This is a genomic window from Moraxella sp. CTOTU48268, assembly GCF_032069585.1.
In the GTDB taxonomy this organism is placed as follows: Bacteria; Pseudomonadota; Gammaproteobacteria; order Pseudomonadales; family Moraxellaceae; genus Faucicola; species Faucicola cinerea.
Map to the genome: position 1 here is coordinate 13,012 of NZ_DAMALV010000028.1, position 17,597 is coordinate 30,608.

Sequence of the window (17,597 nt, forward strand, 5' to 3'; positions counted from 1 at the left end):
TGATGGATTTAACGCTTATTAATGAACAACATTCAAATAATTAGTCAGCGTAATTTGAAAAACTCATAATAAATTCATCATACTTAGAAGGTAAAATCATGAAAAAATTACTGTTTGTTGTACCGTTTTTGGCAAGCTTGGCGGCCTGTACCTCAACCCAAGTTGCACAGCCTAGTCCATCACAAGTGTTGGCAGTTCAAGCAAATTCACAAACCTTTAAGTGTGACAACAACACTGAAGTTGTGGCATTCTATGGTGAAGAAAACGGCAGCAATGTCGCTAATTTAAAAATCACTTCGCCAATGCTCGGTCTAAACCAAGCGGCGATGGTGTTAAAACAAGATGTATCGGGCTCGGGTAACCGCTATACCTTGTCAAATGCCACCAAAACTACTGTGTATGATTGGGGTGTTAAAGGTGCAGAAGGTGCGTTAACCGTAACCTCACAAGGTCGTGATTATAACTTTGTGTGTAATGCTATTTAATCCGATTCACTTGTTGAAGTTAAACCGCTAAATTGGTTTTTAAGTTTGGTCGATATACATTGTATCGACCAAATTTTTGTTACTCAGTTTGTTAAATTACTAAGCTTTTTAAATTATTAAACCTTTGAATTATAAAGCTTTTTAAAACTGGTTAGTAAAAAGGCGCCAAGTGTGACTGCTTGGCTAACAGCCTTTTATTTTCACCCCTACTTTCGCTTTGAGGAAAATAGTTATGAGCAATATTCCAGCAGATTTAAAATATGTGGCTAGTCATGAATGGTTACGCCAAGAAGAAGACGGCACTATCACCGTTGGTATTACTCACCACGCCCAAGACTTGCTCGGTGACATCGTGTATGTTGAATTGCCTGAAGTGGGTGAACACGTTGACGTGGATGCTGAAATTGCCGTGGTCGAATCGGTGAAAGCTGCCTCCGATGTCTACGCCCCCATCGCTGGTGAAATTCTAGCGGTGAATGAAGCCTTGGTAGATGCGCCAGAAACCATTAATGAAGACCCTTATGGCGAAGGTTGGTTCTTTAAAATCAAACCAGACAATGCCGATGATTACCAAGGCTTGATGGACGCAGACGAGTACCAAGATAGCATTTAATTATCTTTATCTCATAGTTTTTATCTCGTCTTTTTTGTAGAGCATAGCACTAAGGTAATCGCGTGATTATCTTAGTCTGTTATCCTATCAATTAACTGTAACGCATCCTTTATTTTGAACGTATCCTTTATTTTGTTAACTTGAGAGCTGCTATGTCAACACTTACCCCGCTTGCTGACCCAAAACAAGCCAGTTTTTATGATGTGGTGAGCACTCGCCGTTCAGTACGTCGCTTTACCAAAACGCCCATTAGTGATGAGGTGCTAAACGCCTGTCTCGATATGGCGATGTTAGCGCCTAGCTCAAGTAATTTACAGCCTTGGCAATTTTTTGTGATTGAATCTGAAGAAAAACGCCAAAAAACTGTGACCTATTGTATGAGCCAAAATGCAGCAAAAACCGCCAATAAGCTGATTGTCGTGGTCGCTCGTACTGACACGTGGCGTCAACATGCCAAAGACAATATCAAATATTTTCCCGTCAAACCCGTACCAAAACCCGTGCAAGATTATTATGGCAAGCTCATTCCGCTGACCATGACGCGCGGTGTGATGAATGTGTTCACCCCTGCCAAATGGGCGCTGACGCAAGCCACTCGCAAAGTCAAAGGGGCGATGGTTGACCCCATCTATGATGCTGACGATCTCAAAAACTAGGCGCTCATTAGCACGTCACTGGCTGCCGAGAATTTGATGCTCGCCTTGCGTGCCCATGGTTTTGACAGTTGCCCGATGGGGGGATTTGACGAGCCACAACTCAAAAAATTGCTTGACCTCAATGAAGAGCAGCATATTTGTATGGTGATTGCTGCCGGTGAGCGCGACGAGCGTGGTATCTATAGTGAGCAATACCGTTTTGAGCGTGAGCGCTTTATCGTTAAGGTGTAATACCGTTAAAGTGTAATTTTTATCCATTCAACCGATGTTTGTCATGGTAGCCATGGCAAAACCTGCTATTTTTTTTCAATGTTTTATCAGACGCTAAAGGAAACTTGAATGAGTCAACCGTCTTTTCAATCATTTGCTGATTTATTCCAATCATCAGAATTTATTCATCGTCATGTTGGTATTAGCCAAGATGAAAAAGAAGCAATGCTAAAAGCCGTCGGCGCTGACAGCATGGCAAGCTTTATTGAACAGACGGTGCCAGCTTCGGTACGTCTTAGCAAAGAGTTAGATTTACCCCTCAGTATGACTGAGCATGATGCCTTGGCAAAATTGCGCGGTTTGGCGGATAAAATCAAGGTCAATAAAAGCTATATTGGCTTAGGCTATTATCCGACTCGCCTACCTGCGGTGATTCAACGTAATGTACTTGAAAACCCAGGCTGGTACACAGCTTATACCCCTTATCAAGCGGAGATTGCCCAAGGTCGCTTAGAGGCTTTACTTAACTTCCAACAAGTTTGTATTGACTTATCAGGTCTTGAATTGGCGGGCGCAAGTTTGCTTGATGAAGCGACGGCGGCGGCTGAAGCGATGGCGATGGCAAAACGCGTGGGTAAAAGTAAATCTAACCAATTTTTTGTTGATAGCCGTATCTATCCTCAAACCTTAGATGTCATCAAAACCCGTGCCAAATATTTTGGTTGGGAGATAGTGGTCGGTGATTTCGACGTTGCTAAACAGGGCGATTTCTTTGGCGCAATTTTCCAGTACGTGGGTAGCGAAGGCGATGTGGTTGATTTAACAGATATCATCAGTGCAGTCAAAGCCAAAGGCACGCAGACAATCGTTGCTGCGGATGTGATGAGTCTGGTACTTCTTAAATCACCAGGCAGCATGGGTGCGGATGTGGCTCTGGGCAACACCCAGCGTTTTGGTGTACCGATGGGCTTTGGTGGTCCACACGCGGCTTATTTTGCCTTTAAAGACAGTGCCAAGCGCTCTGCCCCAGGTCGTATTATTGGCGTATCAGTGGATGCCCAAGGTAAACAAGCCTTGCGTATGGCACTACAAACCCGTGAGCAACATATCCGCCGCGAAAAAGCCAACTCAAATATTTGTACATCGCAAGTGTTACTGGCTAATTTGGCAGGGATGTATGCGGTGTATCACGGTCCTGAAGGCGTGAAACGTATCGCCACCCGCATTCATGCGTTAGCAAGCGCTTTTGCCCAAGCCATCAAACAAGCTGGTATGTCGATTGTGCATGAGCAGTTTTTTGATACCGTGCTCATCAATACCCAAGGTCAAACTGAGCAAATCTATCAAAACGCCCTTAATATCGGCTATAACCTGCGCAAAGTAGACGATAACCATATCGCCATTGCCTTTAATGAAACCAGTGACGCAGCGGATTTTGGTGTACTCACGCAGTTATTTACAGGCGTAGCCGCTCAATTATCTGATGATATCAGCTTGTCTTTGCCAGCGTCACTGCTACGTACCGATGCGATTTTAACTCATCCTGTGTTTAATCGTTATCACACCGAACATGAAATGCTGCGTTATTTGAAAAAGCTAGAAAACAAAGACCTGGCGATGAATCACAGTATGATTTCGCTAGGTAGTTGTACGATGAAACTTAACGCCACCAGCGAAATGCTACCGATTACTTGGAATGAATTTGCCAATGTGCACCCATTTGCACCACGTGAACAAGTGGGCGGCTATATTGAAATGATTGAAGGCTTGCAAGAGCAACTCAAAGCCATCACAGGGTTTGACGCTATCTCTATGCAGCCAAATTCAGGTGCATCAGGCGAGTACGCAGGACTATTGGCGATTCGTCGTTATCATGAAAGCCTAGGTCAACCCAATCGTCATATCTGTCTGATTCCGCGCTCCGCACACGGCACCAATCCTGCCACGGCACAGATGATGGGGATGGAAGTTGTCGTGGTAGCCACCGATGAGCGTGGTAACGTTGATATTGCTGACTTGACTGAAAAAGCGGAAAAATACAGCGACAATCTGGGCGCCTTGATGATTACTTACCCTTCGACGCACGGTGTGTTTGAAGAAGGTATCCGTGATATCTGTGACTTGATTCATCAACACGGCGGTCAAGTTTATATGGATGGCGCTAACATGAACGCGCAGGTCAGTATGATGCAGCCTGCGGATGTCGGTGCTGACGTCCTACACATGAATTTGCATAAAACCTTCTGTATTCCACACGGCGGCGGTGGTCCTGGCATGGGTCCTATTGGCATGAAATCACATTTGGCGCCTTTTATTGCCAATCATGTCGTATCTGCGGTACCCAATGCACAAGATGGCATGAGTGCGGTATCGGCTGCCCCGTTTGGTTCAGCCAGCATCTTGCCTATCTCATGGATGTATATCACCATGATGGGTCGTGATGGCTTGGTGCAAGCGACAGAAGCTGCGTTATTAAATGCCAATTACACCGCTATGAAATTAAAAGACCATTACCCTGTACTTTATAGTGGTGAAAATGGTCGCGTCGCCCATGAATGTATCATTGACATCCGCCCACTAAAAGCCGAAACAGGCATCACCGAAGTTGATATCGCCAAACGCTTAATGGATTATGGTTTTCATGCGCCAACCATGTCTTTCCCTGTGGCAGGTACTTTGATGATTGAGCCGACTGAGTCAGAAAGCAAAGAAGAGCTAGACCGCTTTATCTCAGCCTTAATTCAAATCAAAGCTGAGGCGATGAAAGTTAAAAACGGCGACTGGCCAGCAGATAACAACCCGCTAGTGAACGCACCACACACTGCACAAGTGGTGACCGGTGAATGGGATCGTCCATACAGCCGTGAAGAAGCCGCCTATCCACTCGCCTATGTACGCGACAATAAGTTTTGGCCATCGGTGAGCCGTATCGATGATGTGTATGGCGACAAAAACTTAATCTGTTCTTGCCCTGATATCTCAAGCTATGAGAATGGTGAAATCGCAGAGTAAACTTCAATCAATCTTTACCGTATTTTTTACAAAAGCCATGCAAAAATGTGTGGCTTTTTGCTATAAAGCCAATTGCGAGTCAAAAGAATTCTGCTATGATGCAGGGGACTTAAAAAAATTGTAATCACCACGCGTGACTTCAAACCCATCATAAGTCAAGGATGACATTATGTTTAGTACCATTGCGATTATTATTTCGCTATTTTTATTAATGTATTTTGCCTATCGCGGCTATTCTGTATTAATTTTAGCACCCTTAATGGCCACCCTAGCGGTGGCGCTATCAGGCGATATTCTAAGCTCACTACCTATCTATACCACCGTTTTTATGAAAGCGTTGAGTGGCTTTTTATTGAAGTTTTTTCCCATATTTTTGCTCGGGGCAGTGTTTGGTCAGCTCATGGCAGATTCTGGGGCTGCCACAGCGATTGCCAGAACGGTGGTTAGTAAATTAGGCGCGAATAAAGCCATACTAGCTGTGGTTTTGGTCTGTGCGATTTTAACCTATGGCGGTGTGTCGCTGTTTGTGGTGGCTTTTGCCATTTATCCGATTGCTAAAGATTTGTTCAAGGCAGCAGGGGTGCCAAAAAGGCTAATTCCAGGAGCGATTGCGTTAGGGTCATTTACCTTTACCATGACGGCGTTACCCGGGACACCGGCCATTCAAAACGCCATTCCCATTCCCTATTATGGTACCAATGCCTTTGCTGCACCCATATTGGGTATTATTGGTTCGCTCGTGATGTTTGGTTTGGGCATGCTGTGGCTGCAACGACGCGCCCATAGCGCCAAAACGGCTGGCGAGGGATATGGTATTCATGAAGATGATGAGGTGCATGCTGATAACCTAGACCCCCATCATACCTCCTTTATGGTGGCGATGATTCCTTTGGTATTGGTCATCGGCATCAATGCCTTATTAACGTACGCGGTTTTTCCGAGTATGGATTTCTCTGCACTGCAAGCGCAGTTTAAAGACTTGGATATCAAGGGTGCTTTGGGACTTTGGTCAATCATTATCGCTTTAGTCACCGCGATTATTGCCTTGATTGTGCTGCGTTTGGGCAAATGGACGAACTTGCAACACAGTCTTAATAAAGGCACTTATAGCTCCATGTTACCTATTTTTAATACAGGCTCAGAAGTCGGTTATGGTGCGGTGATTGCAACATTGGCGGGTTTTGCGGTGTTACGCGATAGCGTGTTAAATCTATCACCCAATAACCCATTAATCTCAGAAGCCGTGGCTATGACCACCTTAGCGGGCATCACCGGTTCTTCTTCTGGCGGCTTGAGTATCGCGCTGCCTATTTTAGGCAAAGAATATTTGGCACAGGCAGTGGCGCATGGGATAAATCCTGAGTTATTGCATCGTGTAGCGGTGATGGCAGCAGGTGGCTTAGACACGCTGCCGCATAGTGGTGCGGTGATTACGTTATTTGCCATTTGTCATTTGACTCACAAGCAATCTTATAAAGATGTCGCCATAGTGACGATGGCAATTCCGCTGATTGCGGTGACGGTGGTTATTGCTTTGGGTACCATGCTGGGTTCTTTTTAACCTGTTTATTTTTAAGCTGTTTAGTAGTAAAAAATCCCAATCAGCGTTGGGATTTTTTCATTTATTCAGCGGTTGTTTCATGGTCAATAGATGGCGGGTTGTTGGCAATCACCGTATCCAAAATGGGTAAAATCTCTGCCATAATCCACGCTTTGCGCCACCCACTGAGCCAAGGGCTTAATGCCGGTTTTTCTGCTGCGACAGCATAAGCATACAGCTCTGACAGCCATTTTTTTCGCATCAATACTGTCTCATCAATTGACAAGGTTTGCCCTTGCTGTTTGATGGCTTTTTCCAGTTGTTTTTGCACATCGCTAGACAGACTGCGATAAGGCAACGGCAATAGACTTGGATAGGCTGCGTCATCTTCTTTACGTACCTTATCAATCAGCGTCAAAATCTCTTGACCATACATGCGAATCACATTGGGCTTGATACTGGTAAAACCTAGCTGCTTCATGCTAAAAGGCGGTTTTTCGATGATTTCACGGAGCGCCTGCGGGCGCAGGATAAAAGTGCGTGGTCTATTGATTGATTTGGCAAGTTGTTCGCGCCATTCGCACAGAGTTTGCAGCATGGCAAGTTGCTCGCGATTATCGCGGTAATCAGCAACACTCAAGTACAAGGCGTTATCAGGCGTGCTAAAGTTGGCAAAAATTTCTTGGGTATAGCTTTGGCAGTCTTCAACCGCATATTGCCATAAACCTTGTTCGGTCAACTGTGTCTTGATGGCAACAAACATCGGCAATAAATAACGTACATCGTCTACCGCATAGCTTTCTTGCTCAGGCGTTAATGGGCGCTGCAACCAATCTGATTGGCTTTCACCTTTATCCACATGCACAGCAATTGTTTCTTGCAGCGATTTTTGATAGCCAAGCGAGTTTTCACCGGTCAAAAAACCCAAACCAATTTGGGTATCAAACACATTACGCAGCGCAGGCAAGTTGGAGAGTAAGTAATAAATCCCCAAATCTTCGCCACACGCATGTAGCACCACGGTGGGTATATCCGCTAACACTTCCCAAAACTCTTCTAAATACAGCTTGGGCGCGTCAATCAAATAAATCGCTTTGCCTGTATTGATTTGAATCAGCGCAAGAATGGGAAAAAAAGTGTCGCGCTTAATAAACTCAGTGTCTAACGCAATGGTATCGACTTGCTCTAGGTCATCGAGCAGGGCAAAAAGCGCATCCTGAGTTTTCACCCAATGGATTGGCAAGTCATGAAGTTGTTGTAATTGGGCTGGGCTTAACGGATTTTGGATGAGCATAACTTGAGTCTTGTGGACGGATAATTTAAGCGTATTTTATGATGAATCTAGGATTTTGTCTTGTCAAACTGATGAAAAGATTTTATAACCGTCCACGATTTTGCAGGGCTTGACCCAGTGTCATACTATCTAAATACTCAAGCTCGCCGCCCATCGGAATCCCTTGGGCAATCCGGGTGATATGGGTGACGTAAGGCTTGACCGCTTCACTGATAAAATGCGCGGTGGTTTGCCCTTCTACCGTGGTACTGGTTGCCAAGATGATTTCTTCTACGGGGGGTTGCGCGGCTTGGTGTTGCTTTAACAGCCCAATCAGCTGATTGATGCCGAGCTGCTCCACGCCAATGCCATCAATGGGTGATAAATGCCCGCCAAGCACAAAGTATTTACCGTTAAAATTAGCGGTTTGCTCGATTGCCATCATGTCTGCTGCCGTCTCTACGATACAAAGCACACGCTCATTGCGGCGCGGATCGCTACATATCGGGCAAATATCCTCATCTGATAAACCACGGCATACTTGGCATTGCTTGATATCATGCATCGCCACAATCAAGGCTTCGCCCAACGCTTGACCTTGCGGGCGTTTATAGCTAAGCAAGTGCAGTGCCATCCGCTGGGCAGATTTGGGTCCGACCCCGGGTAGTACTTTGAGTTGTTTTACAAGTTCATCAAATTTTGGCGTTAGCATAGGCGCATTCTTATAAAAATGATAAAAAATAAAAAAAGCTGACAGTCAATTATCAGCTTTTTATGGGGGTTTGCCTGCCTAATCGCAAGGCAATTTTCCACTATTTTATAGCGCTACTTTATAGCCTTATGGATAGCCCTAGTGGGTTTAAAATAAACCATTCATGCCTGGTGGCAACCCCATGCCATTGGTGGCACTCGCCATTTCAGTCTCATGTAGTTCATCGGCCTGACGCACGGCATCATTGATAGCAGCCGCAATCAAATCTTCAATCATATCAGGGTCATCTTGCAGTAGACTTGGATCGATTGACAAACGTTTGACCACATGGCGACCATTCATGGTGACTTTCACCAAGCCACTACCCGCTTCGGCATGCACTTCTTTTTCTGCCAGTTTCTTCTTGGCGTTTTCAACGTTTTTTTCGACTTGCTTTTGCATCATTTGCGCTTGTTGCATGAGGGCTTGTAAGTTCATGAATTTTCCTGTTTGTTTCTAATGTTGGTGGCTCATTGTAGCGAATTTGACCGCAAACTGTCTATTGCTAATCTTTAGTGCAAACTGCTAATCTAAAATCATTCACATAAAAATGCTAAGATACCATCACTACCATGAACCCATTAACGGCAAAAAACTATGACTATGACAACAACTACACCTGCATCGCTAGAGGTCGCTCTCTATAAAGCCGCTAGTGTTATTAAATGTGCCCAAAATATTGCCATCCTGACGGGGGCAGGTGTCTCGGCTGAAAGTGGCATTTCGACTTTTCGGGATAAACTTACCGGACTTTGGCAACAATACCAAGCCGAATATCTGGTGAGTGTTCAAGCATTTGAAAATGAGCCTGCCTTGGTGTGGCAATGGCACCAATGGTGGCGTGGACAAATCGCCGATAAACAGCCCAATCCTGCCCATTTTGCTTTAGGCGGATGGCAAGCATTGGCAAAGCAGCAAGGCAAAAGTTGGACGCTGTTTAGTCAAAATGTCGACAATCTGCATGAGCAAGGCGGTGCCACGGTGGCAAAACTGCACGGGGATTTGGCCAAAAATCGCTGCCATGATTGCGGCAAGCCGTATACCAAAGCGATTGCTGTGACGGATACGGCATTGAAACATTGTGAATGCGGCGGTTTGATTCGCTCGGATATTGTGTGGTTTGGCGAGATGTTACCCCAGGACGCTTGGCAAACGGCAGAAACGGCAACGCTCAATTGTGATGTATTGGTGAGTATCGGCACATCAAGCGTGGTCTATCCTGCGGCGGGCTTGATTGATTTGGCAAAAAAACAGGGCGCAACCGTCATCGAGATTAATCCCAATCCGACCCACACCACAGCGGTTGACATCGTGTTACCCGACAACGCAGGGAAAATATTGCCGATGTTGGTCAATGCGCTGAAATAAAAAAGCGCAATAAAAAAGCCAGTAAATTTTGCTACTGGCTTTTGGGTTCTGGCTAGTGGCTTTTGGCTTTCTGTTAGGCGAGTGTATCCAAACCGCGTTTTAAATCAGCGATAATATCATCGACATCTTCAAGCCCCACTGAGAAGCGAATTAAGCCTTCGCTCACGCCTGCCTCGATTCTTGCTTCAGGTGTCATGCGAAAATGGGTCGTCGTCGCAGGATGGGTAATAGTGCTTTTGGCATCGCCTAGGTTATTGGTGATCGAAATCATGTTAGTACTATCGATAACATGCCAGGCTGCCGCTTGGTCAGCCACTTCAAAGCCAATAATGGCGCCAAACGCACCGCCTTGCACATTTTTGAGTGCGGTGTGTTGGCGTTTGGCGATGTCATGGGATGGGTGATCGGGCAACCCTGAAAAATGCACTTTGCTGACTTTTGGGTGATTGTGCAAAAATTTAGCGATTTGATTGGCATTTTCACAGTGGGCTTTCATACGCAGTGACAAGGTTTCTAGACCCTTTAGCAACACCCACGCATTAAATGGCGATAGACTAATCCCACCGGTACGCACCACCCCAAAGGCTTTTTCCATCAATTCATTGTTACCGACCAACGCACCGCCTAACACACGACCTTGACCGTCAATATATTTACTGGCGGAATGCAATACCACATCCGCACCCAACATTAAAGGTTTTTGAATGGCGGGGGTTGCAAAGCAGTTATCGACGATTAATAACGCATCGTGGTCATGCGCGAGCCTTGATAAAAAACTTAAATCGGCAATTTGCGCCAAAGGATTGGAGGGGCTTTCGCAGTACAGCACCTTGGTATTTGGTTGCATCGCGTTTTGCCAAGCCTCATTGTCAAAGCAGTCGACATAACTAACCTCGACGCCAAACGCTTTAAAGTAGGTGTCAAACAGAGCGACCGAGGAGCCAAATAATTGCTTGGCTGCTAGCAGATGGTCACCTGCTTGAAGGTACGCCAAACACATGGTCAAAATCGCGCCCATGCCTGACGCGGTTGCCACGCAGCGCTCGCCCTCCTCTAAAGCTGCCAATCTACGCTCAAAAGCGCGCACGGTTGGATTGGTATGGCGCGAGTAGACATTGCCTTTTTTATTGCCATTAAAATGGTCGGCGGCATCGGCGGCATTGTTGTATACGTAGGAGCTGGTGGTAAAAATCGCTTCGTTATGTTCGCCTTCATCGGTACGGTGGTAACCGCCGCGCACGGCGATGGTTTGGTCGGCATAATCTAGGCTTAAATCAAGTGCATCACTTTGCCAGTTGGGGTCTAATTGGGTCATAATGTTACATCTTTTGTGCATCAAATAAATTATGATAGCATAAGTTGGATTTGACGGTGGCTTTCAAGCCAGTATTTTATGCAAAAACGCCATGAGAACCAACTTTTCTTAGGTGAATGCCACGTTAATCAGTGATTTTTTTAAAAGGATTCAGGCTTTGGTAGCAGCATTTTATTCGGTATCTGTTGGCTTTGTCAGACTAGCATCGCAAAAATTTACCACCAAAATTGTGACGTTTTGCTTGCCATTGCTATTTACGCTGCTACTTACCGCTTGCCAAATGCTGCCGAACAACCCCCATATCGCCGCTACGCCAACTGTATCAACGCAGTTACCAAGTGCGCAAAAATTTTCCGAAAAATCGCGTATACAAGGTCAATATTTAATCAGTCGTATCAGTGCTAGCAAAAACCCCTCACCGAGCAAATTTTCCGGTTATTATCCGCTGATTGATAGCAGTGATGCGTTCGCCTCACGCAGTATTTTGACCGAAATGGCTCAGCAGACCATCGATATCCAATACTATATTTGGCACAACGATGCAGCAGGGCAATTGATGCTTAAAGACTTATACCAAGCCGCCAATCGTGGTGTCAAAGTACGACTGTTACTCGATGATTTGAACACCAATCCGGAACTTGACCAACAGCTGCTTGCCTTTGCTGCGCATGCTAATATCCAAGTGCGATTGATTAACCCCAAAGTGGTGCGCGGTTTTACCCCCGCCAATTTTGTGGTAGCACTGCCCCGCTACCAACGCCGCATGCACAATAAAAGCATGACCTTTGACCGTCAGTTATCCATCATTGGTGGGCGCAATATTGGCGATGAATATCTGCGTAAAGATAGCATTGCTGAGTTTGCTGATTTGGATGTTTTGCTTGCCGGCAAAGTAGTCAACCAAATCAATGATAGTTTTGAAGATTATTGGGATAGTCGTCTATCGTATGATATCGAGCGTTTGGTCAGACCCTCAAAAAACCCCGATCGTAATAAAAGCGATGAGCCATTTTTGGGGACTTTGACTGCGATTGCACCGATCAACAGCCAGTCTCATCTGCATAAAAGCTCGCAACTTTATCGGGTACAAAATGGCGCCATAGTCGATAAACAACTGTATAATAAAAAAATCCCATTTCGTTGGCAACCGATGGAATTTTTGGCAGATGATGTCAAAAAACTGCTTAATCAAGATGATAAAGATAGCCGATTGGTATCACAGCTTCGAGCCCGTATTGGTACCCCAAAACAGCAATTGACCATTGTCTCATCGTATTTTGTGCCCACTGACTTGGGCGTGCTGCAACTAAGCAAACTCATGGAAAACGGGGTAAAAATCAATATTTTTACCAACTCGTATGAATCAACCGATGTGCCTATCGTGCATTCCGGGTATAACGTGGCACGCGTGCCGATGCTCAAAGCGGGAATTGGACTGTATGAGCTAAAATCCTCTGCCGATGCAGACTTTCGCCGCAAAAAACATAGTTTATATCGCAGTAAGTATAGCACCAGTTTGCATACCAAAGCCTTTGCGGTGGATGACAAATATACTTTTATCGGTTCTTACAATGTGGATCCGCGCTCTGCCAACATCAATACCGAGCTTGGTGTGCTGATTGAAGATAAAGCGCTTGCCAAATCCTTTCATAATACGTTTGATAATTCTATGCTCAATGTCAGTTATCGCGTGCATCTTAAGGATAATAAACAACTAATGTGGCAAACCCATGATGATAAAACCAATAAAAAACTTATCACCTTAGATAAAGAACCGCACATGACGTTTGTCAATGGACTTTGGCTAAAGATTTTTTCTGCCTTGCCATTTAAGCGCTTATTGTAAGCGGGCATATTACAAAAAACACACATTTTTGATAATAAAAATAGTATCAAAATCACTATAGTATGCGGTTTCAAAAAGTAATATATCTCAACTGTTAAATCCTGACGTTTGCTTGTAATATTTATTTAAATAATTAAATTTATTACAGTTTCGATAAATTATTGCTCAATTTTTCAATTGATTTAATTTGTCATGTGAATAGTGACGAATTTAATTCTTTAGCGCGTTAAGTAACCTATTTGTCCATTGATTATAAAGCTTGTAAACCTTTAGCCAGCTTCTAGGTAATATTGTCAACTATGCCATTTTTTCATGATGCCAACGAAGAAATTAGGGATTTAAATCGCTACGAAAGAAACGTGGTGCATTTAACGATTTTTGGGGCTTTTTTTGCTTCCTTTGATTTTACGATTTATTTTTATTTTAATGATAGTATCAATCAAGCTTTTTTCCCAGAAAATATACCTGAGTCGTTAAAGTCGATTTGTTTTTTGCTGCTGATTTTAGCCGGTTATATGTCAAGACCGTTAGGCGGTTTGATATTGGGTGATATCGGCGATCGCTATGGCAGAAAACCTGTGTTGCTGTATAGTTTGCTGTTGGTGGGTGCGTCGAGTTTAGTGATTGCCTGTTTGCCTACCTATCATCATATTGGTGTGGCAGCGATGGTTCTCATGCTATTATTGCGTTTAATTCAAGGCTTTGGCTATGGCGCTGAGGTGCCCGCTTCATGGGTATATATTGCTGAGCATATGCCACGGCGTCAATTAGGGTCAGTGTGTGGCGCTCTTATTAGTGCGCTGATTTTGTCGACGTTGATGGGCAATATTTTAAGCGCCACGTTATCAAATATGCTCACCCCTACCCAGATGCAATCGTATGGTTGGCGTATTCCTTTTGTCCTCGCCAGTATCGGTACGCTATTTGCGGTGCTGTTACGAGCCAAGCTTGAAGAAACCCCGCTTTGGCTGATGGCTAAGTCTAAAAATCGCTTGGTTAAACGTCTGCCGATACGCCGAGCTATTGTCAAATACCGTTATGGTACGGTGATGACGCTGGGTTTGTCTTGGTTTACCGCCAGTGTTTATTTGACGATTTATCTGCTTTTACCGATTTTGGGCATCCAGTTTTTTGATGTCGATACCAGTTTGATGATGATATCCAATGGAGTGGGTATTATCTTTGGTGGATTGGGGGCTTTAGCCTATGGTTATTTTGCCGATCGTTTTAACCCAGGTCGTGTATTTACTTTAGGCTGTATATTTTTAAGCATTGCCAGTGTTGTTTTCTTTGTTTCACTAAAAAACAGTAGCGAGTTACTACTGATTAACTATGCGATTTTAGGGTTTTTCTCTGGTGTGATTGGCTTAGTCCCAAGTATTTGTGTGCGTCTGTTTCCAGTGAGTGTACGCCTAAGTGGTATTAGCTTTGCCTATAACGTGGCGTATGCATTGGCAGGCGCGTTATTGCCTATGCTATTGGTTTATTTTTCACGTAAATTAATGCTTTCAAGCGCCTTGTATCTGGTGTTTGTCTGTGTGATTGGCATCATTATGGGTATGTTGTTGACCAACTTGCATGGTTTGTATCGCATGGAAGACAAGCGGCTGATGAATTCTTGAGTTTTTTCATCCCTGATGTTTGTTTTCCCCTCGCTTTTTTAGCGCCTGCTTTTATTGATTAGCTGATAGATTAGCCATTTTTTTTGAATATTTGCCGATGACCCTGCCTATGACTACCATGCAGCATAAACGATTGTCCACCGCACCGATGATTGATTGGAGTACACGCGATTATTGTTACTTTGCTCGATTATTCAATCCTTATACTTACCTTTATACTGAAATGATCAGTACCTCGGCGATATTGCAGGGGGATACAGACTATCAGCTGCGATTTTATCCCAATGAAAATCCTTTGGTGCTTCAGCTTGGCGGCTCGAATCCTGATGAATTGGCGCGCTGTGCAAAAATCGGAAAGGAATACGGTTACGATGAAATTAACCTAAATGTCGGCTGCCCGTCCGATCGGGTACAACATTACAAAATCGGGGCTTGCTTGATGGCAGAGCCCAAATTGGTGGCAGATATTGTCTCTGCGATGCGTGATGCGGTGGATATTCCTGTCACTGTCAAGCATCGCATTGGCATTGATAATTTTGATAGTTATGAGTTTATGGCGGATTTTGTAGATCATGTGGTAAAAGCAGGTTGTCAGCATGTCATCGTCCATGCGCGCACCGCTTGGCTACAAGGCTTAAGCCCTAAACAAAATCGTGAAATTCCACCCCTTCGCTATGAGGATGTGTACCGCTTAAAGCAGGATTTTCCCGATGTATTTGTGGAAATCAATGGCGGTATCACCACTATAGATGAAATCAAAACCCATCTGACGAAAGTCGATGGCGTGATGATTGGGCGTGAAGCTTATCACAACCCTTATATTCTAGCCGAAGCCATGCAGCTGTGGGGCGAGCCAGTACCTAGCCGAGCGGATATTTTTTATCAGTTACTGGATTTTTTGGCAGCCAGTGACGCGCGAGGCACACCTTTGACGGCCATTATGCGCCATTATTTGGGCTTGTTCCAAGGATTGACAGGCAGTCGTAAATGGCGTCAGGCACTTAGCGGGCAAAAATCCCTCTCGGTTGCCCAAGTTCGTGAAGCGGGTGAAGCGGTATTGGCGTTGAATGTGGGTTAAAAGTTAGCTAAAAAAGACTAACTGTATAAATACTGCCACATCGCCAAGCCATTATTCATCATATGCAACACCACAGGCAATAACAGTGACCCTGACATGATACGCCCATAGCTAAATAACATCGCTAGACAAAAAATCCCCAACAACTCAACCACACCGTATTGCATATGAATCACGGCAAATAGGATACTGGTTAGCACACTGGCGCCCCACATACCAAGCTTTGAGCTGGCAAGCCCTGTCCACATAAACCCACGAAATATCACCTCTTCATAAATCGGCGCAAATACCACCATCGCCAGCACAAGCAGCCAGCGTGGATGCGCGGACTCGGCAAGATTGTCCATAAATATCATCGGCTCGCGACCCAGCCAGACGGTGACTAGATTGATGAGAACATTTAGCACAATCAGCAGTGCGCTACATTGTAACAACTGATACCAAGTAAAGGATTTAAGGGCAAGATAATCTTTGACACGGCTGTTTTTAAATCGGATAAACAAATAAACGCAGCCGAGCACCATGGCTAAGGTAAAGCCTAGCGATAGACTCATTAACGTGCCGTTTTCACTGCCCTGCAACACTTTTTCAGCGATATCCAAATCTGCTGCATCTTGTAGCACCCACGGTGCAAACAACACCACGCCAATCAATTGACTGGCAAAAAACACCGCCAATAATACCATAGATAGCACAATGGTTTTTGGCAAATCGTAGATGGGGGTGCTAGGCTGTAATGATAAATTTTGCACATTAAACCCTTTAATGGATGTTTGTGTTGTTACTGGATATCATGATTGACTGAGTGAATAAGCGCTTTGATTCGTTCAACCGTACTGGCTGGGTATTCTAACGGGAACATATGCCCGCCTTCATGTACTTCAAAATCAATGCCCATACGCTGTTTGACCAGCGCAGGAAACCCGCGTTTGAAAAACAAGCTATCTTTACCAATTATTTGCTTGGCAGGGACAGCCGGCGGATGGTTAGGTTTTTGCCAGTATAGTGAAGGATTGGTACGAAACACCGCCACTTCCACCGCTTTTGGTATGGTAAGCGTCACTTGCCCATCTGCAGTATCAGTCAAGCCATAACTAATAAAATCATTAAAACAGCGCTCATCAAAATGTCGATAGAATGCTTTATGTCGCAGATGCTCGTAGGCGACTTCACGGCTTGGCCATGTGTCACGGCGATGGCTTGATAGACCTGCAGGCGTGAGCCTATCTACCAACCGTGGGCTAAAGCGTTTTGCCCAATGCAGTGCCATTGAATAGTAGCCATGAATGAGCGGTGGGTCTAAGGCAATCACTTGGCTAAATAGCTCGGGCGCTTGATAGCTAGCTTGCAGGGTGCACAATGCGCCAAGCGAATGCCCTATTCCGATGACCTTGGTTTGCCCGCGCGCGCTTAAGTGCGCTTGGATGCTATCAATCACTTGCTCGGTCAGTTTTTGCCAATGATTATCAACCGGATAACGCGGGTCAATGCCTAACGCTGGAATATAGACAATATCAAATTCATCACTCAGCAAATCAAACAGATATTGATAGCTACGTGATGGAATACCATTGGCATGCGCGAAGTGTATCAGCGGTTTTTGCCCTATCCCTGCTGTATCTATTATGCCTCCTGTCCCTGTTGCTAGCATTGGCGCAGAAGGCAAACGATTGGCTAATGGATGCTGGCTCGTCTCAGATGACATGGTTATTGCATTCCTTTATCATTTGCAGCCGCGTGGGTTAATTGGCTAGCAAAGCCTTTGGAGAGCGTTTCGCCAAACCCATAGCCGATTTGGCTAGCAAATTTACCGAACACTTTTTTCACT

Annotated in this window: 16 protein-coding genes; 10 read left to right on the forward strand and 6 right to left on the reverse strand. The window is 44.8% G+C overall.

Going from position 1 to position 17,597, the window contains the following annotated elements:
• Positions 1-98: 98 nt before the first annotated feature.
• The 6 genes from RT143_RS09240 to RT143_RS09265 all read left to right on the forward strand — a co-directional run bounded on the left by RT143_RS09240 (position 99) and on the right by RT143_RS09265 (position 6,537).
• Positions 99-485, forward strand: a complete 387-nt coding sequence (locus RT143_RS09240) for an MliC family protein (RefSeq protein ID WP_313092633.1) — start codon at positions 99-101, stop codon at positions 483-485.
• Positions 486-717: 232 nt separating this feature from the next.
• Positions 718-1,098, forward strand: coding sequence for a glycine cleavage system protein GcvH (gene gcvH / locus RT143_RS09245; protein WP_007115930.1), 381 nt, complete (start codon positions 718-720; stop codon positions 1,096-1,098).
• Positions 1,099-1,250: 152 nt separating this feature from the next.
• A complete protein-coding gene (locus tag RT143_RS09250) occupies positions 1,251-1,754 on the forward strand; it encodes a nitroreductase family protein (RefSeq protein ID WP_313092635.1) in 504 nt (167 codons plus the stop codon).
• Positions 1,755-1,760: 6 nt separating this feature from the next.
• Positions 1,761-1,985, forward strand: coding sequence for a nitroreductase family protein (locus RT143_RS09255; RefSeq protein WP_313092650.1), 225 nt, complete (start codon positions 1,761-1,763; stop codon positions 1,983-1,985).
• Positions 1,986-2,093: 108 nt separating this feature from the next.
• Positions 2,094-4,976 (forward strand): aminomethyl-transferring glycine dehydrogenase, encoded by a 2,883-nt coding sequence (gcvP, locus tag RT143_RS09260; RefSeq protein ID WP_313092637.1) that lies wholly within the window; start codon positions 2,094-2,096, stop codon positions 4,974-4,976.
• A gap of 169 nt (positions 4,977-5,145) precedes the next feature.
• Positions 5,146-6,537 carry a GntP family permease gene (locus RT143_RS09265; protein ID WP_313092638.1) on the forward strand — a complete coding sequence of 464 codons (1,392 nt, stop codon included), beginning with the start codon at positions 5,146-5,148 and terminating at the stop codon, positions 6,535-6,537.
• A gap of 61 nt (positions 6,538-6,598) precedes the next feature.
• Here the strand turns inward: RT143_RS09265 and RT143_RS09270 are convergent, their stop codons facing one another.
• The 3 genes from RT143_RS09270 to RT143_RS09280 all read right to left on the reverse strand — a co-directional run bounded on the left by RT143_RS09270 (position 6,599) and on the right by RT143_RS09280 (position 8,978).
• Positions 6,599-7,810, reverse strand: a complete 1,212-nt coding sequence (locus RT143_RS09270; RefSeq protein ID WP_313092639.1) for a ribonuclease D — start codon at positions 7,808-7,810, stop codon at positions 6,599-6,601.
• A gap of 82 nt (positions 7,811-7,892) precedes the next feature.
• Positions 7,893-8,501, reverse strand: coding sequence for a recombination mediator RecR (recR, locus tag RT143_RS09275; protein ID WP_313092641.1), 609 nt, complete (start codon positions 8,499-8,501; stop codon positions 7,893-7,895).
• A 147-nt stretch (positions 8,502-8,648) separates the two neighbouring features.
• Positions 8,649-8,978: a YbaB/EbfC family nucleoid-associated protein gene (locus RT143_RS09280; protein WP_007115923.1), complete on the reverse strand. Its 330-nt coding sequence runs from the start codon at positions 8,976-8,978 to the stop codon at positions 8,649-8,651.
• 159 nt (positions 8,979-9,137) lie between these two features.
• Here RT143_RS09280 and RT143_RS09285 point away from each other — a divergent pair, with 159 nt between their 5' ends.
• Complete coding sequence (locus RT143_RS09285) at positions 9,138-9,908, forward strand: NAD-dependent deacylase (RefSeq protein WP_313092643.1); 771 nt, start codon at positions 9,138-9,140, stop codon at positions 9,906-9,908.
• Positions 9,909-9,981: 73 nt separating this feature from the next.
• On the opposite strand, the gene RT143_RS09290 is transcribed toward RT143_RS09285, so the two are convergent.
• Positions 9,982-11,223 (reverse strand): O-succinylhomoserine sulfhydrylase, encoded by a 1,242-nt coding sequence (locus RT143_RS09290; protein ID WP_313092645.1) that lies wholly within the window; start codon positions 11,221-11,223, stop codon positions 9,982-9,984.
• A gap of 157 nt (positions 11,224-11,380) precedes the next feature.
• On the opposite strand from RT143_RS09290, the gene RT143_RS09295 reads away from it, so the two are divergent.
• From RT143_RS09295 to dusA, 3 genes are all read left to right on the forward strand, one after another.
• On the forward strand, positions 11,381-13,069 hold the full coding sequence (locus RT143_RS09295; protein ID WP_313092646.1) for a phospholipase D family protein: 1,689 nt from the start codon (positions 11,381-11,383) through the stop codon (positions 13,067-13,069).
• Positions 13,070-13,368: 299 nt separating this feature from the next.
• Complete coding sequence (locus RT143_RS09300) at positions 13,369-14,691, forward strand: MFS transporter (RefSeq protein ID WP_313092647.1); 1,323 nt, start codon at positions 13,369-13,371, stop codon at positions 14,689-14,691.
• A 109-nt stretch (positions 14,692-14,800) separates the two neighbouring features.
• Positions 14,801-15,769: a tRNA dihydrouridine(20/20a) synthase DusA gene (gene dusA, locus RT143_RS09305; protein ID WP_313092651.1), complete on the forward strand. Its 969-nt coding sequence runs from the start codon at positions 14,801-14,803 to the stop codon at positions 15,767-15,769.
• A gap of 17 nt (positions 15,770-15,786) precedes the next feature.
• On the opposite strand, the gene RT143_RS09310 is transcribed toward dusA, so the two are convergent.
• Complete coding sequence (locus RT143_RS09310; RefSeq protein WP_313092648.1) at positions 15,787-16,521, reverse strand: CPBP family intramembrane glutamic endopeptidase; 735 nt, start codon at positions 16,519-16,521, stop codon at positions 15,787-15,789.
• Positions 16,522-16,550: 29 nt separating this feature from the next.
• Positions 16,551-17,420, reverse strand: coding sequence for an alpha/beta fold hydrolase (locus RT143_RS09315; protein ID WP_409519709.1), 870 nt, complete (start codon positions 17,418-17,420; stop codon positions 16,551-16,553).
• Positions 17,421-17,597 lie beyond the last annotated feature (177 nt).